A 25,462-nucleotide genomic window follows, 5' to 3' on the forward strand; every position below is an offset into this window, starting at 1 on the left:
TGTCCATTACAATTTCTGTAATTATTTTAAGCATCAAGCAACTCTTTCACAGTTACTTTCCAGCGTTCAACGACATTTTCAGCGTCATATAATTGTATTGATATACCTGAAATAATCTCTGCATATTTTGCATTATCTTCTTTTACTGTTTTGACCGATGCTTCAAATCGTAACCTACAATAAATTTCATTGTTCAAGCTAGGTAATACGCTTAAATCCAATTCAATATAATATATTTTTTTAGCGTAAACAATAACAAGACTGCCTTTTCCTGTTTCAACTAAACGTTGTGCTGTTTGGGTATCTGGCCATAAAGCTATTCTTATATTATCAGAATCTATAGCAACAATTTCCCCTACGCTCACCATAGCTGTATGTGGGTATCCTTCAGCTGTAATAGACTGTAACATCATAACTAAATGTTTTTTGTCTTCTAAGTCCTGCCCGTTTAATAATTCAATAATTTCTTTAGGTAAATTCATAATCTATACCTCGCTTATTTATTAATCAAATCAGGAATAGGTGGAATTTGATCTAAATGCTCAAATTCTTCTGGTTTTAATTTGAATTTAGAGCTATATTGTTCAGGATTAGTAATGTTTTCACCTTCTGTATTTCTCCAAGAAAATGTGCAAGTCTCACATATATAGACTTCCCAGGCATTATCTTTAGGTGCTGTCGTTAACAATTCTACTTTTTCTGAATCACATCTTGGACATATCATATTAATCTTCCTTTCCTCTATTTAAATGACTAAGTCTTTCTTTCCATTCATTCGCATCTTTAGGTGTACCAAGTAATTCAGTATCTCGCCCAATATCTGCACCTACTGGTGTTGTAGCATCAATAACTAATTTCGTGTGCAGTCCAGCCGGTTCAGAAGACGGATCTAATGGCATTCCTGGTGCATAAGGCACTTTAAAAACATCTTTATCTGGTCGAACTCGTGTTGTTAGCGCCCACATCACTTGCTCAAGATTAAATGGATCCACAAACTCATCTACTATAATGGCTATTTTGGTATATGGCATTCCATGTGGTGTTGATAGTAAACGCATGGCCACCGCTTTACCATAACCGCCTAATCTAGATTTAGTAGACACGATTGCTCCAATACCATGTGTATACATAGCATTTACTGCTTCTACCTCTGGAAAATCTCTTTTTAATTGTTTATATAGCGGTAAACTTGTGTTCAAAGCAATAAGATAATCAATTTCAGTCCATGGCATACCGAGATACAAGTTTTCAAATATTGGATTATCTCTATGCGTAATCTTCGTGATTTTTACAATAGGTTGCTTTCTTGCACCTGAGTAACTACCAGGAAATTCACCAAATGGTCCTTCTATCTCACGTTCACGTGGCTCTATATATCCTTCTAACACAATTTCACTACGTGCGGGAATATCTAAATTGCCGTACTCACTTTTCGTTAGTTCTATCGGTTCCCCTTTTAGAGCACCTGCAAAGTCATATTCTGATTGAACATATTCAATTGGTGTACTTGCCATAAAACTCAATACCGGATCATTACCAAGACAAATCGCTATAGGTAAACGCTCATTTTTTTCCTCTGCATGTTGTAAATGTACAGCAATATCATGGAATGGTAACGGTTGAATCCCCACTTTATCCTTGCCTTTAACTTGAACACGGTATGTTCCAGCATTTTGTTCTTCATAATTATCAGGTTTATTAGGATCTTTACTAACAATTAGAGCTTTAGATAAATAAAATCCTGCATCAAATTCATTTATTCTAAATAGTGGTAATACATCAAATAAATTTATTCCATCTTCTTCAGTTATAATATTTTCCTTTACTGGTGCATCTTTCGCATCCACCCATTTAGGCTTAATCGGATATCTATCCCATTTTTCTTTTAAAGCAAAGAATTGATCTTTGGTAGGTGTATTTTTAGGTAAGTTAAGCATTAATGCATGATTTTGCCAGCTGCCATGTACATTTAAAACCACAGGCGTATGATAGCCTCTTATATTTTCTACTAGTACTGCAGGTGCACTTTCCATATCTGGTGCGCTTCTTCCAATCGCACTCAAATCAGGTTCTGGCATAACTTCATCTTTTACTCTAATCAATTGCTGTTCCGCTTCTAACAAATCTAAAAATCCTCTTAAATCTTTGTAAGCCATTATTGTATCTCCCTTTCTGAATATATTTAAATATGTTGTGCTTTATTCGAAAACCCCGTCCAAACTTTTTCTTGAGGTAATTGATCAATACCAAATTGTGCAATCAACCGATATATAATGTGATCAATCATATCTGCTAAATCTTTAGGATGATTATAAAAAGCTGGCATTGGTGGGAAAATAGTTACTCCCATTTGTGATAATTTCAACATGTTTTCTAAATGTATTTGGTTTAATGGCGTTTCTCGCGTCATTAAGACTATTTTTTTGCTTTCCTTGAGCATCACGTCTGCAGCACGCGTAATTAAATTATCTGCTAACCCTATGCTTATTGACGCAAGAGATTTCATACTACACGGCGCTACAATCATGCCATCAATGTGGAAAGATCCACTAGAAATAGCAGCCCCTAAATCTTTTGGTGAATATTGATAATCAGCCAATGATTGGACTTCTGCTACACTATAATTTGTTTCTTCAATGATTGTAGTCTTTGCCCAGTTGGACATTACTAAATGTGTTTCAACATCTTCAACATCTCGCAATATTTCTAATAAGCGAACGCCAAAAATTGCTCCTGTGGCCCCCGAAATACCAATAATTAATTTCATTACTTTAACGCTCCTCTCAACAATTAGTATAAAAGTAATAGATATAATACAATAAATATATATTAAATATGCTTTATATACTTTTAAGGTATTAAGGAGGTTATTTGTAAATGGAATTACGACATTTACGTTATTTTTTAGCGATTGCTGAAGCTGGGAGTATCACGAAAGCAGCAGAGAATTTGCATATTGCCCAACCACCATTGAGTAGACAGCTTAAAGATTTAGAAAGTGAACTAGGTTTTGATTTATTTGAAAGAAATAAAAAGAAAAAAGTAACACTAACATTACAGGGTCAATTTTTCTTAAATAAGTCCAAAAATCTATTAAATATATTGGAAGATTCTCTTGTAGAATCTCGAGAATATCATGAACAAATTAACCAAACACTCGCCATAGGTACTACTATCTACAGCTCTCAAATCATGTTTAATCAAATTGAAGCGTTTAAGCAAGATAAACCACATGTAAGATTTAACATATGGGAATCAGATAGTGTTCGCTTACTTCAGTTATTAAAAGAAAGAAAAATAGATGTGGCTTATATAACCGAAGATGTTCAAGCAGATGGTATAATTACTGAAACAGTTATGAATGATTATTGCGTTTGCGTAGTCCCTCAAAACATTAATGTCTGTATATCTAAAGAAGAAATTTCTGTTGAAGAATTAGCTAATTTACCTTTAGTGCTATTAGTAGCAAATACTGATTCTGGTTTGCACAAACAAATTTTAAATAGTTTTACTCAGCGTAAGTTAAAAGCTAATATTCTATGTGAATGTCATGATTCTTCTATGCTAATACAACTTTTATCTAAAGGCGTTGGCGTAACCATACTCCCCTCCGCTACGATAACGTCAGATATTTTAAATAACTACACAATCAAGCGTATTAAATCTAATCCATGGATTACAAAAACTAAAATTGCTTGGCGAAAAGACAGCTACACACCTAAAATTGCCCAAACCTATTTAAATGAAAATAGAGACTATGACATCTTTTAAATGTTTTATTTCTTCTTACTACCGTTTTTATTTTGACACCTAAAAAAACACTTTCATTGATATCCATATACTGGATTCAATGAAAGTGTCTTTAGTTTTAATAATGTAATACTATTTGTCACCATTCTAAAATCACACAGTAATTATTATGACTTTGGATATGTGTAACTTAAATCCCAACCAATATCATATTTATCTACAAGTTTGGCATACTTTGCTCCCCAAAACATATCAGCTAATTCCATTTGTACTTCTCCGCCATCCTTAAGCCTTTCGTACGCTTCTGTTACTGCTGATTCACTATCAAATTCTAAAACAATATAAACATTTCGGTCTTCTAACATCGTTGAGTCATCTTTAGGAATATCTGATAACATAAACATTTGACCATCAATTTCAAGTTGTCCATGAATAATTCGATCGAAATCATCTGTAACTTGTTGATTAGCCTCTCCGTAAGTCATTATTTCTTTGATACTACCCCCTAATGCCTCACTGTAAAAATCGAGCGCTACTTTACATGTACCATTAAAAAATAAATATGGCGTCACACTTTTGAGCATAATATTCACTCCTTATATAGTGTTTAAAAACACACTTATATGACAATACCCAAATAATAACAGGACAGTCATTTGTAATTAATAAACACAATCCAACCGCTTAAATAACATATTTTAAAATAGTTCTATATAAAATAATCAAAGCGTTCAATGCTTAAATAATGATACGCTCATAAAAATTTTTCAATATAAAATGCCGATTCTTCAATAGATTTATATTCAGTATTAATAATAGTTGCATTTAATTTTTCAAAAACTTCTTCTGCATATGTTAACTCTGTTTTAATTCGTTCTATACTATTATAATTTGTTGGACCATGAAGCCCCAATACTTTAACCCGCTCATTACGTATATTTAAAATATAATGTGGACTAGCAGTTAAACCAAATACCTTTAAATTCTTATATTTAAATACTTCATCTGGTATATCAATTTCTGGAACTAATGGAATATTAGCTACTTTATATCCTTTATTAGCTAAATACATACTCAATGGTGTCTTAGAAGTTCTTGATACACCTACGATTAAAGCATCCGCTTCCCCTATATCTGTAAAATGTTTGCCATCATCATATTTTACAGAATACTCTATTGCTTCTATACGTTTAAAGTAACTTTCATCTAGCTTACGTAATGCACCGCTTTCCATGATAGGTGAACAATGGGTCTGTTGCTGAATAATACCTATTAAATTTGACATATAGTCTACATATGGAATATTGTGTTCACGCGCATAATCTTGCCCAACTTTATTGAAAGCAGGATTCACTAACGTCGTAACCACTACTGCTGACTGTATTTGTGCCCGATTTAACACCTGTAATAGTTCTTCTTCATTTTTAATAAATGGATACTTTTTTATTTCAATTTGTGCTAAATCAGGAAATTGTGTCAATGTAGCATGTATCATACGTTGTGCTGTTTCACCAATTGAATCAGATACAACAAATAACCTTAGTTGTGGATTGGAGGTTTTACTATACACGTAATCGACCGCCTTTAACTTCACTTTGTGCGGTAGAAAGCAAGGCTCCTGATACCCTGAATGGTGAGCATGATACATAATCAATGTCTAATGTATTAAAATATTGTATTGATTTATGGTCTCCACCTAATTCTCCACAAACGCCTATTTTAATTGTAGGATTAATCGCTTTTGCTTGTTCTGTCGCAGTTTTCACAAGTTGGCCTACCCCGTGTTGGTCTAAAGTCTGGAAAGGGTCTGTATCCAAAATACCTTGTTCAGCATATGCTCCAATAAATTTACCGGCATCGTCACGTGAGAAACCAAACGTTAATTGAGTTAAATCATTTGTCCCAAAACTAAAGAAATCACACTCTCTTGCTAAATCACCTGCAATAAGACATGCACGTGGCGTTTCTATCATCGTACCAATGAGGTAATGGAGTGACTCACCGTGCTCTTCAAATAGCGTTTCAATACGTTCATTAATTTGATTTTTTAATATCGTGAATTCTGATACTGTTGAAACAAGTGGTATCATAATTTCTGGCTGACAATGAATGGCTTGAGATTTTAGGTATAGTGCACTCTTAATTATTGCTTCCGTCTGCATAATATAAAGTTCAGGATACGTAATTGCTAAACGACAACCTCGATGTCCTAACATCGGATTAACCTCTTCTAAACTTTCTATATATTGTGTCAAAGTTCGACCTGAAACGTTTAATTGCTTTGCAACTACTGCCTTTTCTTCCTCTGACTTCGGTAAAAACTCATGTAATGGTGGATCCAATAACCTAATAATTGTAGGGCGTGATCCAGATAACCTTAATATCTCTTCGAAATCTTCAGTTTGGTATTCTCTAATTTGATTTAATGCTTCAATACGTTTTTCTCGTGTATCTGACAAAATAAAACGTCGCATTTCAACTAATCGTTCCGGCCCAAAGAACATATGCTCTGTACGAACCAACCCAATACCTGTAGCGCAAAACTGATACCCAGCTTGGATATCTTGAGGCGTTTCAGCGTTCATACGTACATCTAACCGTGCTATATCTTTGGACCATTTCATGAATTGTTCAAATGCATGACTACGTTCTGCCTTCATCGTTGCCACTTCTCCAAAGTAAATATCACCTTTAGCACCATCGACAGAAATCATATCCCCTTCTTTTAAGGTACCTGTACCATATTTAACAACTTTATCCACGACATTTATTTCTAAATCAGAACATCCTGTCACACAACATTTCCCCATACCTCTTGCGACTACTGCAGCATGAGAGGTCATACCTCCATGTGTCGTTACAATTGCTTCACTAGCAATCATCCCTTCAATATCTTCTGGTGATGTTTCAGGACGCATTAATATCACTCGTTCACCTTGTTCGTGTTGTATTTTAGCCTCTTCAGCTGAAAATACGATTTTACCACTCGCTGCCCCAGGGCTAGCAGGCAAGCCAAGTTTAGATATTATAGTTGCCTGTTGTAAAGCCTGTGCATCAAAGCTTGGATGTAACAATTGATCTATAGATTTAACTTCAACATTCATAACAGCCTCTGATTGAGTCAATATCCCTTCTTCAACTAGATCGACTGCAATGTGTATTGCTGCATGAGCCGTACGTTTCCCACTACGCGTCTGTAAAATATAGAGTTGCTCGTTTTCGATTGTAAACTCAATATCTTGCATATCTTTATAGTGCGTCTCTAATCTTTGAGAAACTTCTAAAAATTGTTGATGTACATGTGGCATTTGGTTTTTTAATGTCTCAATATCTTTAGGTGTACGAATGCCGGCTACTACATCTTCGCCTTGTGCATTTAACAAATATTCTCCGAATAATTTTGCATCACCTGTTACTGGATTTCGAGTAAATGCAACACCTGTACCACTTCGCTCTCCACTATTGCCAAACACCATTTCTTGAATATTAACTGCAGTACCAATATCGTGCGGTATTTCGTTTAATTGACGATAGACACGTGCCCGATCATTATCCCACGATTTAAATACAGCTTCGATTGCTTCTGTTAATTGTTCTAATGGTTTTTGAGGAAATGGTTTGTAAACTTCATTTAAATATACTTCTTTGAAATAATTACAAATTTCTTGTAATCCTTCAGCAGGAATATCTGCATCATTTTGATAACTATGCTGTTGTTTATATTCCTCAAAGTATGTATCAAAAGATGCCATAGGAATGTTATATACAACTTGGCCAAACATTTGTAACAATCTGCGGTAACAGTCATACGCAAAGCGGCAATCGTTCGTTTTCTCAGATAATTTTTCTACGTTCTCATCATTCAATCCTAAATTTAAAATTGTGTCCATCATACCAGGCATAGATATCTTTGCACCGCTACGTACAGATACGAGTAATAATTGTTCGTTTGAAGAAAATGACTTTCCTGTACGTTGTGAAAATGCTTCTAGTTGTGTCTCCAATTGATCCATTAAAGCTTCTGGAAGTTTTAAATCATGCTTCAAGTATTCTATGCAGGCTTCTGTTGTAAGCGTGAACCCATCTGGTACTGGTAAACCCAATCGTTTCATTTCAGCTAAATTTGCACCTTTACCTCCAAGTAAATCTTTCATTGATTTCTGACCTTCATCAAATGCATAAATGTATTTTGTCATACTAAACACCTCTACTCCTAAATATGTTATACTAATTGTTATAGAGTATGTCATAATATTATGAAAATGACAACTCATATATTGAAATTTAACAAAATATATTTCTTTTGTTACTCATAATCCTTCATAAAAAAAGTCCCGAGCAACTTGTATCGTTACTCGGGACTTCTCATTCCACCAGCTTATTGTCAGTATTGAATGATCCATATCGCATTAAATACGCTTCAATTATGATTTCACAAATATTGGGGGCTTAATCATACGCATTTTCTATAATATTCCATTATGTCACCTTCATATCATCTTATTCGCTTTCAATATAAGTATTGTCCTATTTTAATTTGTTATTCTGGTTATAAACTGGTCGATATATTTAAAAAGAAATTGTAAAGTGGGATAAATAGATAACTTAAACTAATATTATTTGATATGTGGAGACGATAATGGTGGTTTAATTCATTCAATTCGACGGTTCAACTATCAATCAACAGTCTGAAATGGGTAAGTTTTTAATATATAATCATTGCTTTCGTAGTATTAAGAGGAAATATGTTTGAATTATACTATTTATGACATACTAATATTATAATTCAATGTTTTCTATGCTAAATGTAGTGTAATATATTTTTTAACTTGCGTCTTAAGTAATGGATACATTTCATAATATAAAATTCTTATCAATTCATGTTACTCACACTCCTTATGATATAAACTAAATCAATGACATGCCATTGATCTACGTTACTACTCAATAATTCACTGTGGGCGCCCTACTTTACCAAGTTAATCATCTTGATATTTTACCTATAAAATATTTTTTGTAAAAATTATAGAATTATTTAGCAATAACTTATTTTTATTATATTGTCGTTCATGAAGTTTGTAAAATTATTTTTTTCATTTTTTATTTAATTTTTATCCATACTTATTATAATTAGAAATATCGCAATCAATTCTTCCAAATTCCCTCCTTTTAGAGGTTGTTTTGATTCTATTTGAAAAGGCAAAACTAATTTAAATTTAAATATAAATACACTTCTAATGAGGCTCCATTCATTCAGTTTATAAATAAAGCGTTAACAAAATGTTTATATATATATATTTATTATACAAATGATATAATAGGAAGAATAACTTTAAGTAAATAATGTAAAGTTAGTGATTTTATTATTTAAAAGTAGGAGAATCTTTATGAAGACCGAATTAAAAAGAGAATTAACTTCTAGACAAATACAGATGATTGCACTTGGAGGAACTATTGGCGTTGGATTATTTATGGGGGCATCTAGTACGATTAAATGGACAGGCCCTTCAGTCATACTTTCCTATTTGATTGCAGGTGTATTTGTTTTTCTAATTATGAGAGCATTAGGCGAAATGGTATATACATATCCCGATACTGGTTCATTTGCTAAGTTTGCCAGCGATTATATTCACCCTTCTATTGGTTACATAACAGCAAGTAGTAGTATATTTAATTGGATTGTCGTAGGCATGAGTGAGGTCATAGCTGTTGGCTCTTACATGAAGTTTTGGTGGCCAGATTTACCTGGCTGGGTCCCAGGACTGATTGTTGTCCTTTTACTATTAACTGCCAATTTGGTTTCAGTAAAATGGTTTGGTGAATTTGAATTTTGGTTTGCATTAATCAAAGTGATAACTATTATTTTAATGATTATTGCTGGATTGGGTATTGTATTCTTTGGAATTGGCAATGGTTTCCATCCAATAGGTCTATCCAATTTATGGAGTCATGGCGGATTCTTTACAAACGGATTTACTGGCTTTTTCTTTTCACTATCTATTATATTTGGATCTTATATCGGTATTGAGTTAATAGGAACGACTGCCGGAGAGGCTAAAAACCCACAAAAAACAGTCGTCAAATCTATCAATGGTGTAATATGGAGAATTCTTATATTTTATATTGGATCTATATTTATTATCGTAACTGTTTATCCATGGAATGCTATTAGTGAACTGGGTTCACCTTTTGTAGCTACTTTTACAAAAGTTGGTATTACTTCAGCTGCTACGATTATAAACTTTGTGGTCATCACTGCAGCTATGTCTGGTTGTAACTCAGGTATATTTAGTACGAGTAGAATGTTATATACTTTATCTAAACAAAATCACGCACCTAAAATATTTCAAAAAACAAATGCTAACGGCGTTCCTTATTATTCAGTCATCGCAGTTTGTGTTGGTATTTTGGGTGGCGTATTACTCAACATTCTTTTACCGCTTATTTTAGGTAAAGGTACTAATATATTTGTCTATGTCTTTAGTGCTGGTGTGTTCCCTGGTATGGTGCCTTGGTTTGCTATATTAATTAGTCATTTATATTTCAGAAAGAAAGAAAAAATTAAGAATCATCCATTTAAAATGCCTTTTGCACCTTATTCAAATATCATCACCTTTATTATGCTCATTGCAGTTGTTATAGGTATGATTTTTAACAGTGAAACGCGGATCTCCGTTATCATTGGTATCGCATTTGTAGCATTCAATACGCTTTATATTTTAATAAGCACAAAAATGTCATCAAAAAATAAAAATGATGCTGAACTCTTTACTGAAAACCTAGAGTAACATTGTAATCTAATCACGTTTAACGCTCTAGTTAAACGTAATCATACACAATACGTAAGACACTTTAAAAAGCCCTCACTGTTTAAATAGTGGGGGCTTTTGATTAACTAAATTTTATAGAGTAAATCTTTACCACCATTCCGGTTATATCATATTTTAATCTTAGCACCACAGCGCTATTTGTAATTTTAAAGCATCTGCATATTTTTTAGGATTTAATCCTGTTATTGCTTCACATTTTTCTAAGCGATAAAGTAATGTATTACGATGAATATATAAATACTTAGCGGTTTTGGCAATGTTTAAATCATTTTTAAAAAAGTGTTTTAGTGTTTCAATACTTTGTAAATCTAGTGAACCAAGTACTCGCTTCTTATAGCGCTCTCTAATTTCTTTATCAATTTGGTAAAGTAGTGTTTTTTCTTCAACATCTTCAAATGACATTAATGGTTGATTGTGCTCGTTTAACATAAAGACAAGTTCACATTCTTCATATGCATTTTTAAAATCCTTTAAATGCTTAAATACAAGACTTGATGCCATTTGAATATCTAACTTTAATCTCTTAAAGATTTGATATATATTTTTAACTTTAAAGTCGAGTTCATTTTGTACCTCGCCTGTAATTAAAATGACAATTCTATTGGAATTTGTAAATGCAATAATAAAAGATTGCGTCTCCAATTGACTTGCTAACGTACGAACAATACTATTTTTAGAAAATATTTGCTTCTCTATATTAACAATAATGCATTTTCTAAAAGTATATAACTGTGTATTTAATTGTTGGGTTAAATACTGAATGAAAGATTTTGAGGGTTCACTTTTCAATAATTCTTCAACTAATAATTCCTGACTACGTATGTTACCTTCCAATTCATATGTAAAATAATTTTGATACAGTAATAGTTCTGTGGACATTTTCACGAGATCTGCTATTTGCTCCAATGCTTTAGGATCCCCTGTAATTCCTATAACACCAACGATATTATCTTGAAAAATAATCGGTAAATTCACACCTGCTTGTGTACCTTGCATACCTTCACTCTCAGTATCTGAAAATACCATTGTTCGCCCTTCTTCGATAACCATACATGCCCCTTCATGACGTGTGCCAATTCTTGATTTATCATAAGAAGCAAGAATTTCTCCATTAAAATTCATTATATTGATATTGTGTTGTGTTCTTTTTACAGTTTCATCAACGATTAATGCTGCTATATCTGCTGTTAAGACATCCATACGATTATCCCCTATCCTTTTTATACAAATTCAGTGCACTATATTTGTACATTTTAACCCTATTCTGACCAAAATTAAATCGATACAATAAAATAACAACGCAAAAAGAAATCGCTTACAAAGAGGTGTTTAAATTGAAAATTATTCTAGCTCCAGATTCATTCAAAGGAAGTATGTCAGCTACAGAAGTGACACAATTTATGACTGAGAGTATCAGAGAAGTCTATCCATTAGCAGAGATACACGCCTTACCTGTCGGAGATGGTGGCGAAGGAACTATGGAAGCTTTAGTTAATGCTACTACTGGCCAATTTATCCCCGTTAATGTAACCGGTCCGCTAGGTAATAAAGTGCGTGCACAGTACGGAATATTAGGCGATAACGAAACATGTGTCATTGAAATGGCAGAAGCATCTGGCTTAAAGCATGTTCCAGAGCATCGCTTAAATGCTATGCTGACTACAACTTTTGGTACTGGTGAAATAATTAAACATGCTTTAGACAATGGATATACTAAATTTATTTTAGCTATCGGTGGTTCTGCAACGAATGATGGTGGCGCTGGTATGTTACAAGCGTTAGGTGCACAGTTAATAGATGATTTTGGTAATCAGATCAATTTTGGTGGCGGTAACTTACAACATATTAAGCAAATTGATTTATCTTCTTTCGATGCTCGTATTGCACACAGTGAATTTACAATCGCTACAGATGTACAAAATCCATTCATTGGTCCGGATGGTGCTTCTCATGTATTTGCCAAACAAAAAGGTGCTTCCGAAATTGAGCGCCAACAACTAGATAAATATATGGCACATTGGGCAAATATCATAGAAAGTTACTCAGGTATTCGTCTACATACCCTACCAGGGGCTGGTGCTGCTGGAGGACTTGGTGGTGCCTTCAAAGCATTTTTTCCAAGTCATTTTGAAGATGGAATCCAAGTCGTTATTGCCCACGCTCATTTAGAAAGCTATTTACCGAATGCAGATTTACTAATTACCGGTGAAGGCAAAATAGATTTTCAAACATTTTTTGGGAAAACACCTATAGGGATTGCGAAATGTGCCAAACGCTATAATGTTCCAGTTATTTTTATCGGAGGTACTGTGGATATAGACATTGAACAATATAAAGATTTCGGTGTAGTTAGTGCTTTTAGTTTATCGGATGGTCCAAGGTCACTTGCAGAGACAATAGCAAATTCGGAAAAATTAATAAAAAAAGCAACTAAGAATATTGTAAGAACATTTTTCCATAACTAATCACATATTTAAGGGGATGTTTGTTATGAGAATCAAAGATACAATAGAAAAAATACCTGGGGGATTAATGGTTGTTCCATTACTATTAGGAGCTACTATCAATACAATTGATCAATTACATTTACCTATTATTATGAATACATTAAAATTTTTAGGCGCACCTGAAACAGAAAATGGCAATTATGAAATGTTGCAAATTGGTGGATTTTCCCAAGAACTATTTAAAGATAGTTCTTTAGTACTCATTGCGCTCTTTATCTTCTGCGTAGGGAGCCAAATGAACTTAAAAATCGGTGGTAAAGCTTTAAAAAAGGGTATATTACTTACATCTACGAAATATTTTTCTGGATTAGGTGTCGGTCTATTGCTCGGTAGTATATTTGATCCATGGTCAGGCTTGTTTGGATTATCTACTATAGCTATCATCGCTGCAATGACTAATAGTAATAGCGGTATGTATGCAGCTTTGACTAGTTCATATGGAAACCGTTCGGATATAGGTGGATTATCTATACTAGCAATAAATGACGGCCCATTACTGACGTTAATATCTTTAGGCTTTATAGGTACAAGTTTCCCGATAATTTCATTTATTTCAGTCCTACTTCCACTGAGTATAGGTATGATTTTAGGTAATTTAGATTCTAAGATTTCGGATTTTTTAAGACCTGGGGAATCTATACTCATACCTTTTTTTGCTTTTTCACTAGGAGCAGGCATGAATTTAGCTGAATTCTTTAATTTTTCTGTGCTATCTGGTGGTTTAACTTTAGCAGTTTTAACATTTATTGGTACTGCAATTACAGGTATTTTAGCATTCAAATTATTTAAAGAAAAAAGCGTCATCGCTCCGATTTCAGAAGCATCTACGGCAGGTAATGCAGTCTCTACACCTGCAGCTGTTGTAGCTGCAGCTTCAACAGCTTTAGCTAATGGTAATTTAAGTCATAGTGAATTTCAAATGATAGAAAAAGTAGCCCCCATCGCTACAGCACAAATTTCAATTTCTTCTATTACAACAGCGATACTATGTCCAATTGGCGTCATTTTAATAGATAAATATCAAAAAAACAAAGGAATTATTGGTACAGAAGAACATTTTAAAAAAACTAAACCAAAATTTTATAAATTAAAACAGGTAACTGCATCTCGATATCAGTACCGAAATTAAGTTCAAAAGTTAAGGAGGCCCATTTTGAAAACAAATATATTATATGGTCAATCTGAAATTGAATTAGATTTACCTGAACACAGCATACTAATTGAACCCCAAAATATAGCAGCACTTGACGATGATATTGGAGCAATTAAATCATCTTTACAACACCCTATTGGCACTAAACCTTTACAAGAAATGGTTCGATCTGATCAAACTGTATCAATTGTGATAAGCGATATTACTCGTCCTACACCTAATCACATTTTAGTACCTTTACTCATAGAAACACTGAGCCATGTACCTATAGAAAATTTTGTCATTATTAATGGAACTGGTACACATCGTGATCAAACACGAGATGAACTCATTCAAATGCTTGGCGAAGATATCGTTAATAAAGTTAAGATTGTCCATAACCACTGTAATGATAAAGCTGCTTTGAAAAAAGTCGGTCATAGTCGATATGGTTGTGACGTTTATTTAAATAAAGAATATGTAGAATCTGATTTTAAGATTGTCACTGGTTTTATTGAGCCTCATTTCTTTGCTGGATTTTCAGGTGGCCCTAAAGGCATCATGCCAGGAATTGCTGGTATCGAAACAATTATGACTTTTCATAATGCTAAGATGATTGGTGATATACGTTCTACTTGGGGCAATATGTATGACAATCCCGTACAAAATATGACCCGGGAAATAAATGCTATGTGTAAACCGGACTTTATGCTTAACGTTACATTAAATAAGGAAAAGAATATTACTGCAGTATTTTCTGGAGAGTTATATCAAGCACATGATAAAGGCTGTGAATATGCTAAAGCACATGCAATGTTCAAGTGTGAAAAACGCTTTGATGTTGTTATAGCTTCTAATTCAGGTTATCCATTAGACCAAAATTTATATCAAACCGTTAAAGGCATGAGTGCGGCACATAAAGTTGTTAAAAAAGGCGGTAGCATTATTATGTTTTCAGAGTGTATTGATGGATATCCTGACCATGGTAATTTTGCTGAAATCTTGAAAATGGCAGATTCGCCACAGAAATTACTCGATATGATTAATGACCCTAAATTTGGGATGCTTGATCAATGGCAAGTTCAAAAGCAAGCCTCTATTCAAAATTTTGCAGACGTTTATTTATATTCAACGCTTAGCGACCAACAAGCACGAGATGCGATGATACATCCTATTCATAATATCGCTGACACACTCGAAGATCTTGAACATAAATATGGGCAAGATATGTCTATTGGCGTGATGCCTTTGGGTCCACTTACGATTCCATATGTAGAATCATAATTATAGGAGGAAAAACTATGTTAACTAAAATAATGAATAAAGAACAACAATTGGAAACTATCTTAAGTGACATGGAACGTGTCATTGTTGCTTTTTCTGGCGGTGTCGATAGTAGCCTTGTACTAAAAAAAGCCATCGACGTTTTAGGCACTGATAATGTTAAAGCGGTTATAGTAAAATCTGAACTTTTTAGAAATGAAGAATTTGAACAAGCCTATCGCTTAGCGGAAAATTTAAATGCGCATGTTACTGAAACTGAAATAGAAGAGTTAAAAAACCCTTATATTATTGAAAACACTCCGGAAAGTTGGTATTACAGCAAACGCTTATTGTATACACAACTTGAAAATATCAGAGTAGCTAATCACTTTAATTATGTGTTAGACGGTATGATTATGGATGACTTAGATGATTTCAGACCTGGTTTAAAAGCTAGAACTGAATTCAACGTTAGAAGTGTATTACAAGAATCTAACTTATATAAATCAGAAGTAAGAGCAATCAGCAAATCTAATGGCCTCCCAGTATGGAATAAACCGGCCTTATGTAGTTTAGCTTCCCGTATCCCATATGGAGAAACTTTAACTTTTGCTAAAGTAAATAAAGTGAATGAAGCCGAGAAATTCATTTTAAATTTACGCGTAGATAATGTAAGAGTGCGTTATCATCATAATATTGCCAGAATCGAAGTGCCTGAAAATGATATTTCTACAATTATCCAACTTCGAACACAAATCACACAACGTTTAAAAGCGCTTGGTTTTGATTATGTGACGATAGACATGGAAGGCTATCGCACAGGTAGTATGAACGAAGTTATTCAAACGCACAATGAAATTATAACATAGTGAAGGTGGCACAGTTATGACTGAAAAACATGATCCAATTGAATCCTTGCTTAAAGCAGTCAAACATAATACGCTTTCGATTGACGAAGCAAAACAGCAGTTAAGTCACTACGACGAACTTGGTTTTGCTAAAATCGATTTGCATAGAAAGAAACGTCAAGGATTTCCAGAAGTCATTTTTGGAGAAGGTAAAACTAAAGCTCAATTAATTAAAATTATTGAGAGTTTATTGAAGCACAATGAAATTATATTGATTACGCGTATCGATAAGTCAAAAGCAAATGCTATTATCGCACATTATCCACAACTCGAATATCATACTATTGCCAATATTGTATGCACACCTATAGACTCTATCGAAAAAACCAAACACTATGCTTCAATTATTTGTGCCGGTACGTCTGATTTGCCGATAGCCGAAGAAGCTGCGATTACTGCTGAAGTTATGGGTGTCTCTGTGCAACGCTTTTACGATGTTGGTGTATCAGGAATTCATCGCCTATTCGCACATATTGAGGCAATTCGTAAAGGAAAAGTATCCGTTGTAATTGCTGGAATGGAAGGCGCTTTATCTAGTGTAGTCTCAGGTTTGGTTGATCATCCCTTATACTCAGTACCAACGAGTATCGGATATGGCGCGAATCTAGAAGGTGTTACTACCCTTTTAGCTATGATTAATAGTTGTGCGCCTGGTACAAGTGTGTTGAATATCGATAATGGCTTTGGAGGCGGATATAACGCTGCCATGATTGTTAAAATGATTGAAAGTCATTAGAAGCGGAGTGAATTGCAATGACAAAAACTATTTATCTTGATTGTCACGCGGGTATCGCCGGTGACATGCTATTATCTGCTTTAGTTGATTTAGGTGCAGATACAAATTATATTGAACAACAATTGCAACAATTACCTTTGAGTAATTTTAAACTTAATTTTTCAATTCAAAATAAACAAGGTATACAAGCAACAACTTTATCCATTGATTTTGAGGATGGACATCACCATCGTAAAGCTTCAGATATCTTTAAAATCATTAAACAAAGCACCTTACCTAAACGTGTTAAACAAAGAAGTTTAGATATCTTTGAAATCATCGCACAAGCAGAGGCTAAGATTCACGGTATGCCTATAGAAGATGTGCACTTTCATGAAGTTGGTGCCATGGATTCGATTATCGATATTATCGGGGGGTGCCTTGCACTTGAATCTTTAGAGATCGATAAAATATATGCATCCCCAATACCCACTGGTAACGGAAAAATCAATATCGCCCATGGTATATATCCTGTCCCTGCACCAGCTACTGCTGAAATACTTAAAGGTATTCCACTTGCTTCATTTGATGTTAATAGCGAACTTACAACACCAACTGGGGCGGGGTTTATTAAAGCTTTGGTTTCCGATGTTTGCGCTTTACCTGCTATCACTATGGAACATATTGGCTATGGAGGGGGGACAAAGGACTTTGATTTTCCCAATGTCTTACGTGTAATACAATATACTGAAACTAAAAGTACTCCCACACAAGTTCAAGTACTTGAGTGCCAAATCGATGACATGACACCAGAAATGCTAGGTTTTTTTATTGAACAAGTCATAGATGACGGTGCATTAGATGCTTACTACACACCCGTTACTATGAAAAAAAGTAGACCTGCTATACAACTTACCGTCTTATGTAGTGTTGAAAATGCGCAACACTTCGAAAACTATATACTGAGACACACTACTTCTTTAGGCTTGAGAAGTTTCGCAGTTCATCGCAAAATTCTGCAGCGTCAATTCCAAAAGATACATACTAAGTATGGTGAAATTTCAGTGAAATTAGGCATATTTCAAGATCAAATCATTAAAGCAAAACCTGAATTTGAAGATGTAAAAAATGCAGCGCTCCAGTCTGACGAATCATTTTCAAATGTATACAATCATATACAAAATGAAATTAAAAATCATATTATGACTAATTAATGTCTATAAACAAAAGCAAGGTTTATAATATATCGCGCTATGCGTAAGATGTTAGCGCCCTTTCTGTACGATGAATAAGATACATTTTGTGTTAGTTAGTATTCTTTTGCTTGGTTTATTCTATTTGATTTTCGTTAAGAAATATAAATCAAAATAATAAAAAAAGAAGCGGGCGCTCTCCTATGCTCCGCTCCCTTCATACTTACATTTATGTATATTACTTTATTTCTTCTGCTCGTCACTTTCTCTTCTTTATTTTAAATATAAAAAGGGCTAATCCATTCTCATATGGATTAGTCTTTTATTTTGAGGATGAAATTTATACCCCATCCTCTTTTAATTATTTGTAAGAAGGTCCTACCTTGATATTCGCGCTATCTAAGGCTAATTCTAATACCTCTATCACATGAATACTATGTTCCAACTGTTGACGCACAAAGTCGTAATTTTTATTTTGAATAATTTCAGTGATTTTTACAAATTCTTCATACATTCGGTGTTCATGTTGATTCACTTTAAATACTTGTGTACCACCGGTATGATATTTTAATTCAAACTCATTGAGTTCATTCGTTGGGCCCTTTATCTGGATCGTTGCTACTTCACCTTGAATATAAGATTGATTATCAGAACTTGAGTCTTTTGCCCCGATACAAACCACTTTCATTCCATCATAATCAAGTTGTAAAATGCCAGACGTATCTATATGGTTTTCTACATTTGCAAAATACGCCACACCTTTAGGCATACCGAAAAGCCCAATGGCCAGATGGATATTATAAACGTTAATGTCCATCAATGCGCCACCACCTTTTTGAGGATCGAAAGCAGGTTGTATAATACCTTGTTTAAAGTTGTCATATCTTGAAGAATACTGTGAATAGTTAAATTGCGCAATTTTACATGTTCCTATTTCTTTTAGTGATTGCTTCAAGACATCAAAGTTACTTAAATAAAGATTCGTAATCGCTTCAATAATGATTACACTATGTGTTTCAGCTAGAGATTTCAACGTTTCCAGTTCTTCTTTTGTTAAAGTAAATGGTTTTTCACAAATCACATTTTTCTGCTGTTCAATTGCTTTTCGAGCATATGTAAAATGTAAGTGATTTGGTACTGCTAAATATATAGTATCTATATTTTCATCTGCTAAAAATTTATCGTAATCTTCATATACTGTTTTAATGTTAAATTGCTTTTGTAAGGCTTCAACGTTTTGAGGATTTCGCCCTGACGAAACAATACTTTGAAAGACGATATCTGGAATTTGTTCCATAATCGGCAATGCCTCTTTAACAATTTTACCTGCGCCTACTATACCAATATTCATATTCTATACCCCTTTTAACTAGAAAATTTATATTACACTTACTAGTAAGCATAATCGTTATCATATTTTTGTCAATTTTAATAAGTTTCTTTACTCTAAATATGATTTAATTAATTCATTTTTTCATACTCATATAAAAAAAGCTGGGACATTAATAGTTTACGCACTGATATCCGTTGAACGGTATACCAATACAAACCATTGACCCAACCTCTTCTTTAAATGATTAAGCAGATTTCCAGATATCTTCAATTTCTTCTAATGTTCTACCTTTTGTTTCAGGGATAAATTTCCAAATAAATATGCCTGATAAAATACTCATCAATGCATAAAAACCATAAGTCATCGTCCCACTGATATCCATCATAAAAGGATATGTAGATGTTATTGTGAAATTCGCAAGCCATTGAACAGCTACAGCTAAAGCCATTGCTGCACTTCTAATTCTATTCGGGAATATCTCTGACAATAATACCCAGATAATTGGTCCCCAACTCATCATAAATGAAGCTGTATAAATAACCATAAAGACTAATGTTATAACACCAAACGTACCATTAGCAGTTAAAATACTCATACCAAGCATGCCTATTGCCATACCTGTTGATCCAATAATCAATAAAGGTTTACGTCCAAACTTATCTACATAAATGATAGCAATGATTGTGAATATTACATTTACAAACCCCATTACTACAGTTTGGATCATCGATGCATGTCCTCCTGCACCTAAGTTTTCAAAAATTCTAGGTGCATAATACAGCGCAACATTGATACCTATAAATTGTTGGAAAATCGATAAAACAATGCCGATAATAATCACTGTTTTACCGAAACTAAATAGTGGTGCTTTTACATCTGTTTTTTTATTTTTAGTTGATAAAATATCATTCAACACTTTTTGTGAATGTTCTTTTGAAAGATATATTTTATTAAGTACTGAAAGCGCATCTTCATTCTTATTCACCAAAGTGAGATATCTTGGTGTCTCTGGCACAAAGAATAGTAATACGAAAAATAGCACTGCTGGTAAAGCGGCTGTCATAAACATATAACGCCAGCCTGTTGAATCAATCCACTGTTGTGTTTCTCCAAATGTTATACCATAGTTTACAAAATATACAACTAACATTCCAAATATAATCGCAAACTGATTCCATGACACAAGTGTCCCTCTTATCGAGGAAGGAGATATTTCACTGATATACATTGGCGAAATTGCAGAAGCTAATCCAACGCCAATGCCCCCTAAAATCCTATAGCAATTAAACATTAACAATAACCCTAAAGTTGATTGTCCAGGTTCAAAAAATATAAACTCTGGGTACCCAGACAATAATGCAGAAATAATAAACAACACTGAAGCTACTTGTAATGAACGCTTTCGACCTAATCGGCTGGAAAAACTTGAAGATAATAATCCACCAATGACACACCCTATTAAAGCACTTGAGACAGTCATACCATGGATAAAACTTCCATAATCAGCTGTTAGATATTTCTGTAATGATTGCTCAGCCCCTGAAATCACCGCAGTGTCATAACCAAATAACAATCCACCTAATGTCGCTATTAATGCAATAGTAAAGATAAACTTCTTATTATTATAAGATGACATGTTCCCATCCCCTTAGTCACTACTTAAATTGAACTAATTCTTTCGATATTTGCTTAGTATTAAAGTACACAGTCTTATAAATTTTATATAAATCTTTATATAGATTAACGTCGTCGTTATGATATGAAACAAAGTCATTATATTTTATCCACGCTCGGCTAATCTCATCAAAATCTTTAAACCATTGTGCTCCCATTGCAGCTAACATCGCAGCACCATAGGCAGGACCTTGTTCCTCTGTTCTCGTAGTGACTTGTGCTTCAAATATATCAGATTGCATTTGCAACCAGTTTTTATTTTTAGCACCTCCGCCGATAGAAACAATTTCAGAGATACATTTACCTTCTTTTTTTATAATTTCTATACTATCTTTAAGTGAAAATGTTATACCTTCTAATACAGCGCGTTTGATATCAGTTAAATTCGTTTTGGCATCTAATCCTACTATACTTCCTCTAATATCAGCATCATTATGTGGCGTACGTTCCCCTAATAAATAGGGTGTATAGATTAATCCGCACGCGCCAATTTTCGTTTGATTAATATCTTTTAAGAATTCATCGAAACTTTCTTCAGCTGCCATTAATTGTTTTAACCATTCTAAACTATATCCTGCCGATAGTGTCACGCCCATAATATATTTTTGATTAGGTACACAGTGATTAAAATAATGTACTTTCCCATCATTTTTATATTCTTTATCATTTTGTATAGATAACGTCACACCAGATGTACCAATACTTACTAGCTGCATACTATCATCAGTGATACCTGCACCTAATGCACCACAAGCATTATCAGCGCCACCTTGATAAACATGAATAGAATTTTCAATACCAATACTTTCCATAATTTCTTTTGTTAATTCTCCACTTTTCCCATGTGATGCTATTACTTCAGGGCAAATAGATGGCTCAATATCTAATTTTTCTAGAATAGCGTTAGACCAGCTTTCTTCTTTCACATTAAACATAATCGTACCAGCTGCATCAGATGGATCAGTAGATATATGCCCGGTCAATTTATATATAACGTAATCTTTAGGCAGCATAAATTTATATATATTTTCAAAGTGGCTTGGCTCATGATTTTTCAACCATATAAGTTTCGGTAATGTAAAACCTTCTAACACAGTATTTTGCGTGTGTTCTAATAAAAATTCTAAACCGAGTTGTGTTTTAATATTTTCTACTTCATCAGACGTGCGCGTGTCATTCCATAATATAGCTGGTCTAATCACGTCACCTTTACGGTTCACTACAACTAGACCATGCATTTGACCAGAAAAACTTATACCGGATATCAAATTTGAATCGTATTTAGCCATTAAATGTTTCAAACTATCTAACGTCGCTTCGTACCAAATATTAGGATCTATTTCGCTATATCCTGTATGAGGATGTTGTGTTTGATAAGAGATGCTGTAACTATCTACTACCTGACCTGTTTGATTAACAACGATACTCTTGAGTCCACTCGTCCCAATATCCATTCCAATCACATATTTTTCCATATTTAATCCCCATTATTTATATTTAAAATATATTGATTTATTTGTGCCTTAATAACTTCTAAATGGTCTGATTCATTGGTGATTTCAGACAAATTCAAAGCATATTTTTCTAATTCGGCAAATGAAGTTTGGTCATCTACAATTTTCTGACCGATACCTGTCGTATATGATTGATATTTATCTTTAACAATATTTTCAAAGAATTGATCGTCTATCATTTTATAAGCAATTCTTAAACCTAACGCAAAAGCATCCATACCAGCAATATGTGTCAATACTAAATCTTCTTGTTTAAATGAGGTACGTCTTGGTTTAGCATCAAAATTAAGACCACCAGATGACAATCCTCCATTTTTCAATATTTCGTACATGGCTAATGTTGTATCATAAATATCCGTAGGAAACTCATCTGTATCCCACCCTAATTGTGGATGTCCTTGGTTAGCATCTACAGAACCAAGCATTTGATTATCTCTGGCATATCTCAATTCATGTTGGAATGAATGACCAGCTAGTGTTGCATGATTTGCCTCAATATTAAATTTAAAATCTTTGTCTAAACCATACTTTTGAAGAAATGCATGTGCTGTTGCAACATCTGTATCATATTGATGTGTTGTGGGTTCTTTCGGTTTAGGTTCAATTAAGAACTGGCCATTAAATCCTATTTCTTTAGCATATGCTATTGCTAATTTAAAGAATTTTGCTAAATTATCTAATTCTAACTTCATGTCTGTATTTAATAAACTTTCATAACCTTCTCTTCCACCCCAAAAGACAAAATTCTCTGCACCTAAAGTTTTAGCTATTTCAAGAGATTTCTTTACCTTAGCTGCAGCGTATGCGAACACGTCTGCATTAGAAGATGTTGCTGCACCATGTACAAATCTTTGATGTGTAAAATTATTAGTAGTATTCCAAAGCAGCTTTTTACCTGTTTCATCCATTTTTTGTTTAATTAAAGAAACAATTTCATCTAAATTCTCATTAGATTCTTTTAAGTTTTCACCTTCTGGCGCAATATCAATGTCATGGAAACAAAAATATTCAATGCCCGTTTTTTCCATAAATTCAAAAATAGCTTCTACCCTTGCTTTTGCTTTATCCATGTCATTTAACTCATCCCAATCACGTTCTGCTGCTCCCACTCCAAAAGGATCTGATAAGTCAGCTGTGAATGTGTGCCAATAAGCTACACTAAATCTTAAATGTTCTGACATCGTTTTATTTCCAAATTTCTCCTCTGGATTATAATACTTAAAACTAAACGGATTGTTCGATTTAGGACCTTCGTACTTAACTTTTTCAATATCAAAATATGTCATTTGAATTCCTCCTGAAGAATTTTTGGTTAGTTTGTTTATTAAACTAACTAACTTTTTATTTAATATAACACCTCCCTCACTTTTTGTAAACGCTTTCGTTAATTCTAATTAAAAAAAGTCTCTCAACAAGTGTTGAAAGACTTTAATGCTTTTTTAAAAATTAAGTTTGATATGTTCAATATCTAATAATTTTTGCGTTATAGCTAACGCCGCGCCTAGTAATGTTGCATATTGTACATTAGACGTTAATTTTATATGTACTTTTTTACTTGTATATATAATAAATTCATTTTTGATGTCTTCTAATATTTCAGGAATTTCATTAATAAGTGGACAATTGATATATATTGCTTCAGGGCTAATTTGTGTATTCAGATTATGTATTAAGATAGCAATTCTAGTTGAAAATTGTTTAATTTCTTCTGTAATGATTGGATTGTGGTCATAGTATAAATCTTTAATCTTATCAATAGATACTTCGCTTTGCATCCTACTATTGATGGTTTGAATCAATGCTTCCTGTGAGCATAGATCTTCGATTTTGTAATAAACCTTTTCCCCATTTTCATAAGTGGATACCAAAGTTTTACCTATTTCTCCAGCTTCACCATTTGTACCTCTATACAATTTTTTATCAATAATTAACCCTGCACCAATACCTTTATGTATACTCAATGTGATTAAATTATTAATATTTTTATGACTACCATAATCTCTTTCGTAAATAGCTGATAAGTTAGCTTCATTTTCAACAATCACAGGAACATCGGCAATTGTTTTTAATTTTTCAGTTATAGAAATATTTTCAATATCGTGAAATGGTAAATGAGTAATCTCTTGGTTATCATTTACGATACCATGAATAGAAATAGACATCCCCAATAAGCCATAATTTGTTTGATATTTCTCTTCTGAATCAATATGGTTTGCTAACACTTCTAAAATACTACTCATTTTATTATTAGTTAGTGGTATCGATTCATGCTTTAATATCTTTCCATCAAAATAATTATACATTAATTCAATGGAATGGTATGCAATATCCATAGATATGACATATCCAAAATGAGGGTTAATCTCTAAAAGAATTGGTTTACGTCCTCCACTTTTAGTACTTTTACCTTGTCCGACTTCATTAACAAAACCTTTATCCTTTAATTTATTTAAAATATTAGAAATAGTTGCCTTGTTAATTCCCAAGTTTTTTGATATTTGAATTCTAGAAATCAATTTATTTTTAAATATTTGCTGTATCACTCGCTTTTGGTTTTCATCTAATTTAAGCACGTTTAATTCATCCAAATTGCTTCACCTCTCAAAAATAGCAATAAATACAACATTTTCACTTACTATAAAC

At 33.4% G+C, this 25,462-nt stretch carries 21 protein-coding genes; 8 read left to right on the plus strand and 13 right to left on the minus strand.

The window, feature by feature from the left end:
- Positions 1 to 26: 26 nt before the first annotated feature.
- The 4 genes from BK821_RS02385 to BK821_RS02400 are packed head-to-tail and all read right to left on the minus strand — an operon-like array spanning position 27 to position 2,767.
- On the minus strand, positions 27 to 482 hold the full coding sequence (locus BK821_RS02385) for a pyridoxamine 5'-phosphate oxidase family protein (RefSeq protein WP_046837508.1): 456 nt from the start codon (positions 480 to 482) through the stop codon (positions 27 to 29).
- Positions 483 to 496: 14 nt separating this feature from the next.
- Positions 497 to 724 carry a non-oxidative hydroxyarylic acid decarboxylases subunit D gene (locus BK821_RS02390; RefSeq protein ID WP_046837507.1) on the minus strand — a complete coding sequence of 76 codons (228 nt, stop codon included), beginning with the start codon at positions 722 to 724 and terminating at the stop codon, positions 497 to 499.
- A 1-nt stretch (position 725) separates the two neighbouring features.
- Entirely contained in the window at positions 726 to 2,156 is a 1,431-nt protein-coding gene (locus tag BK821_RS02395) for a non-oxidative hydroxyarylic acid decarboxylases subunit C (protein ID WP_046837506.1), read from the minus strand.
- Between the two features lie 26 nt (positions 2,157 to 2,182).
- Entirely contained in the window at positions 2,183 to 2,767 is a 585-nt protein-coding gene (locus tag BK821_RS02400; protein ID WP_046837505.1) for a non-oxidative hydroxyarylic acid decarboxylases subunit B, read from the minus strand.
- 110 nt (positions 2,768 to 2,877) lie between these two features.
- Here BK821_RS02400 and BK821_RS02405 point away from each other — a divergent pair, with 110 nt between their 5' ends.
- Positions 2,878 to 3,771 (plus strand): LysR family transcriptional regulator, encoded by an 894-nt coding sequence (locus tag BK821_RS02405; RefSeq protein WP_046837504.1) that lies wholly within the window; start codon positions 2,878 to 2,880, stop codon positions 3,769 to 3,771.
- Between the two features lie 146 nt (positions 3,772 to 3,917).
- Here the strand turns inward: BK821_RS02405 and BK821_RS02410 are convergent, their stop codons facing one another.
- From BK821_RS02410 to ppdK, 3 genes are all read right to left on the minus strand, one after another.
- Positions 3,918 to 4,334 carry a VOC family protein gene (locus BK821_RS02410; protein WP_046837503.1) on the minus strand — a complete coding sequence of 139 codons (417 nt, stop codon included), beginning with the start codon at positions 4,332 to 4,334 and terminating at the stop codon, positions 3,918 to 3,920.
- A 170-nt stretch (positions 4,335 to 4,504) separates the two neighbouring features.
- Positions 4,505 to 5,320 (minus strand): pyruvate, water dikinase regulatory protein, encoded by an 816-nt coding sequence (locus BK821_RS02415; RefSeq protein WP_071331100.1) that lies wholly within the window; start codon positions 5,318 to 5,320, stop codon positions 4,505 to 4,507.
- Positions 5,313 to 7,946 carry a pyruvate, phosphate dikinase gene (gene ppdK, locus BK821_RS02420; protein WP_071331101.1) on the minus strand — a complete coding sequence of 878 codons (2,634 nt, stop codon included), beginning with the start codon at positions 7,944 to 7,946 and terminating at the stop codon, positions 5,313 to 5,315. Before ppdK ends, BK821_RS02415 begins: the two co-directional genes overlap by 8 nt.
- 1,191 nt (positions 7,947 to 9,137) lie before the next feature.
- On the opposite strand from ppdK, the gene BK821_RS02425 reads away from it, so the two are divergent.
- Positions 9,138 to 10,538 carry an amino acid permease gene (locus BK821_RS02425; RefSeq protein WP_071331102.1) on the plus strand — a complete coding sequence of 467 codons (1,401 nt, stop codon included), beginning with the start codon at positions 9,138 to 9,140 and terminating at the stop codon, positions 10,536 to 10,538.
- 162 nt (positions 10,539 to 10,700) lie between these two features.
- On the opposite strand, the gene BK821_RS02430 is transcribed toward BK821_RS02425, so the two are convergent.
- Positions 10,701 to 11,780: a CdaR family transcriptional regulator gene (locus tag BK821_RS02430; protein ID WP_071331103.1), complete on the minus strand. Its 1,080-nt coding sequence runs from the start codon at positions 11,778 to 11,780 to the stop codon at positions 10,701 to 10,703.
- A gap of 134 nt (positions 11,781 to 11,914) precedes the next feature.
- On the opposite strand from BK821_RS02430, the gene BK821_RS02435 reads away from it, so the two are divergent.
- From BK821_RS02435 to larC, 6 genes are read left to right on the plus strand one after another with little or no spacing between them, the layout of a single operon-like run.
- Complete coding sequence (locus tag BK821_RS02435) at positions 11,915 to 13,045, plus strand: glycerate kinase (protein WP_071331104.1); 1,131 nt, start codon at positions 11,915 to 11,917, stop codon at positions 13,043 to 13,045.
- 25 nt (positions 13,046 to 13,070) lie between these two features.
- The gene (locus BK821_RS02440; protein ID WP_071331105.1) at positions 13,071 to 14,216 is read left to right on the plus strand and encodes a 2-keto-3-deoxygluconate permease; all 1,146 of its coding nucleotides are present in this window, start codon (positions 13,071 to 13,073) and stop codon (positions 14,214 to 14,216) included.
- 24 nt (positions 14,217 to 14,240) lie between these two features.
- A complete protein-coding gene (larA, locus tag BK821_RS02445; RefSeq protein ID WP_046837496.1) occupies positions 14,241 to 15,503 on the plus strand; it encodes a nickel-dependent lactate racemase in 1,263 nt (420 codons plus the stop codon).
- A 17-nt stretch (positions 15,504 to 15,520) separates the two neighbouring features.
- Complete coding sequence (larE, locus tag BK821_RS02450; protein ID WP_071331106.1) at positions 15,521 to 16,351, plus strand: ATP-dependent sacrificial sulfur transferase LarE; 831 nt, start codon at positions 15,521 to 15,523, stop codon at positions 16,349 to 16,351.
- Positions 16,352 to 16,367: 16 nt separating this feature from the next.
- On the plus strand, positions 16,368 to 17,126 hold the full coding sequence (larB, locus tag BK821_RS02455) for a nickel pincer cofactor biosynthesis protein LarB (RefSeq protein WP_046837494.1): 759 nt from the start codon (positions 16,368 to 16,370) through the stop codon (positions 17,124 to 17,126).
- Positions 17,127 to 17,143: 17 nt separating this feature from the next.
- Positions 17,144 to 18,319 (plus strand): nickel pincer cofactor biosynthesis protein LarC, encoded by a 1,176-nt coding sequence (gene larC / locus BK821_RS02460; protein WP_071331107.1) that lies wholly within the window; start codon positions 17,144 to 17,146, stop codon positions 18,317 to 18,319.
- 340 nt (positions 18,320 to 18,659) lie between these two features.
- Here the strand turns inward: larC and BK821_RS02465 are convergent, their stop codons facing one another.
- The 5 genes from BK821_RS02465 to BK821_RS02485 form a co-directional block, all read right to left on the minus strand.
- Positions 18,660 to 19,649 (minus strand): Gfo/Idh/MocA family protein, encoded by a 990-nt coding sequence (locus BK821_RS02465; protein ID WP_071331108.1) that lies wholly within the window; start codon positions 19,647 to 19,649, stop codon positions 18,660 to 18,662.
- A 226-nt stretch (positions 19,650 to 19,875) separates the two neighbouring features.
- Positions 19,876 to 21,267, minus strand: coding sequence for a D-xylose transporter XylE (xylE, locus tag BK821_RS02470; protein ID WP_071331109.1), 1,392 nt, complete (start codon positions 21,265 to 21,267; stop codon positions 19,876 to 19,878).
- Between the two features lie 19 nt (positions 21,268 to 21,286).
- Positions 21,287 to 22,780 carry a xylulokinase gene (gene xylB / locus BK821_RS02475; protein WP_046837491.1) on the minus strand — a complete coding sequence of 498 codons (1,494 nt, stop codon included), beginning with the start codon at positions 22,778 to 22,780 and terminating at the stop codon, positions 21,287 to 21,289.
- Between the two features lie 2 nt (positions 22,781 to 22,782).
- Positions 22,783 to 24,105 carry a xylose isomerase gene (gene xylA / locus BK821_RS02480; protein WP_046837490.1) on the minus strand — a complete coding sequence of 441 codons (1,323 nt, stop codon included), beginning with the start codon at positions 24,103 to 24,105 and terminating at the stop codon, positions 22,783 to 22,785.
- Between the two features lie 153 nt (positions 24,106 to 24,258).
- Positions 24,259 to 25,407, minus strand: a complete 1,149-nt coding sequence (locus BK821_RS02485) for an ROK family transcriptional regulator (RefSeq protein ID WP_073505399.1) — start codon at positions 25,405 to 25,407, stop codon at positions 24,259 to 24,261.
- Positions 25,408 to 25,462: the final 55 nt, after the last annotated feature.

The organism is Staphylococcus sp. LCT-H4, assembly GCF_001866145.1.
Lineage (GTDB): Bacteria > Bacillota > Bacilli > Staphylococcales > Staphylococcaceae > Staphylococcus > Staphylococcus succinus.

What these genes read in the sequence shown, in the direction of transcription:
- xylA (WP_046837490.1), bottom strand. Translation starts at nt 24,105, where the DNA reads ATGACATATTTTGATATTGAAAAAGTTAAGTACGAAGGTCCTAAATCG.
- BK821_RS02440 (WP_071331105.1), top strand. Translation starts at nt 13,071, where the DNA reads ATGAGAATCAAAGATACAATAGAAAAAATACCTGGGGGATTAATGGTT.
- BK821_RS02410 (WP_046837503.1), bottom strand. Translation starts at nt 4,334, where the DNA reads ATGCTCAAAAGTGTGACGCCATATTTATTTTTTAATGGTACATGTAAA.
- xylE (WP_071331109.1), bottom strand. Translation starts at nt 21,267, where the DNA reads ATGTCATCTTATAATAATAAGAAGTTTATCTTTACTATTGCATTAATA.
- larC (WP_071331107.1), top strand. Translation starts at nt 17,144, where the DNA reads ATGACAAAAACTATTTATCTTGATTGTCACGCGGGTATCGCCGGTGAC.
- BK821_RS02405 (WP_046837504.1), top strand. Translation starts at nt 2,878, where the DNA reads ATGGAATTACGACATTTACGTTATTTTTTAGCGATTGCTGAAGCTGGG.
- BK821_RS02400 (WP_046837505.1), bottom strand. Translation starts at nt 2,767, where the DNA reads ATGAAATTAATTATTGGTATTTCGGGGGCCACAGGAGCAATTTTTGGC.
- BK821_RS02430 (WP_071331103.1), bottom strand. Translation starts at nt 11,780, where the DNA reads ATGGATGTCTTAACAGCAGATATAGCAGCATTAATCGTTGATGAAACT.
- ppdK (WP_071331101.1), bottom strand. Translation starts at nt 7,946, where the DNA reads ATGACAAAATACATTTATGCATTTGATGAAGGTCAGAAATCAATGAAA.
- BK821_RS02385 (WP_046837508.1), bottom strand. Translation starts at nt 482, where the DNA reads ATGAATTTACCTAAAGAAATTATTGAATTATTAAACGGGCAGGACTTA.
- BK821_RS02390 (WP_046837507.1), bottom strand. Translation starts at nt 724, where the DNA reads ATGATATGTCCAAGATGTGATTCAGAAAAAGTAGAATTGTTAACGACA.
- BK821_RS02395 (WP_046837506.1), bottom strand. Translation starts at nt 2,156, where the DNA reads ATGGCTTACAAAGATTTAAGAGGATTTTTAGATTTGTTAGAAGCGGAA.
- larB (WP_046837494.1), top strand. Translation starts at nt 16,368, where the DNA reads ATGACTGAAAAACATGATCCAATTGAATCCTTGCTTAAAGCAGTCAAA.
- xylB (WP_046837491.1), bottom strand. Translation starts at nt 22,780, where the DNA reads ATGGAAAAATATGTGATTGGAATGGATATTGGGACGAGTGGACTCAAG.
- BK821_RS02465 (WP_071331108.1), bottom strand. Translation starts at nt 19,649, where the DNA reads ATGAATATTGGTATAGTAGGCGCAGGTAAAATTGTTAAAGAGGCATTG.
- BK821_RS02425 (WP_071331102.1), top strand. Translation starts at nt 9,138, where the DNA reads ATGAAGACCGAATTAAAAAGAGAATTAACTTCTAGACAAATACAGATG.
- larE (WP_071331106.1), top strand. Translation starts at nt 15,521, where the DNA reads ATGTTAACTAAAATAATGAATAAAGAACAACAATTGGAAACTATCTTA.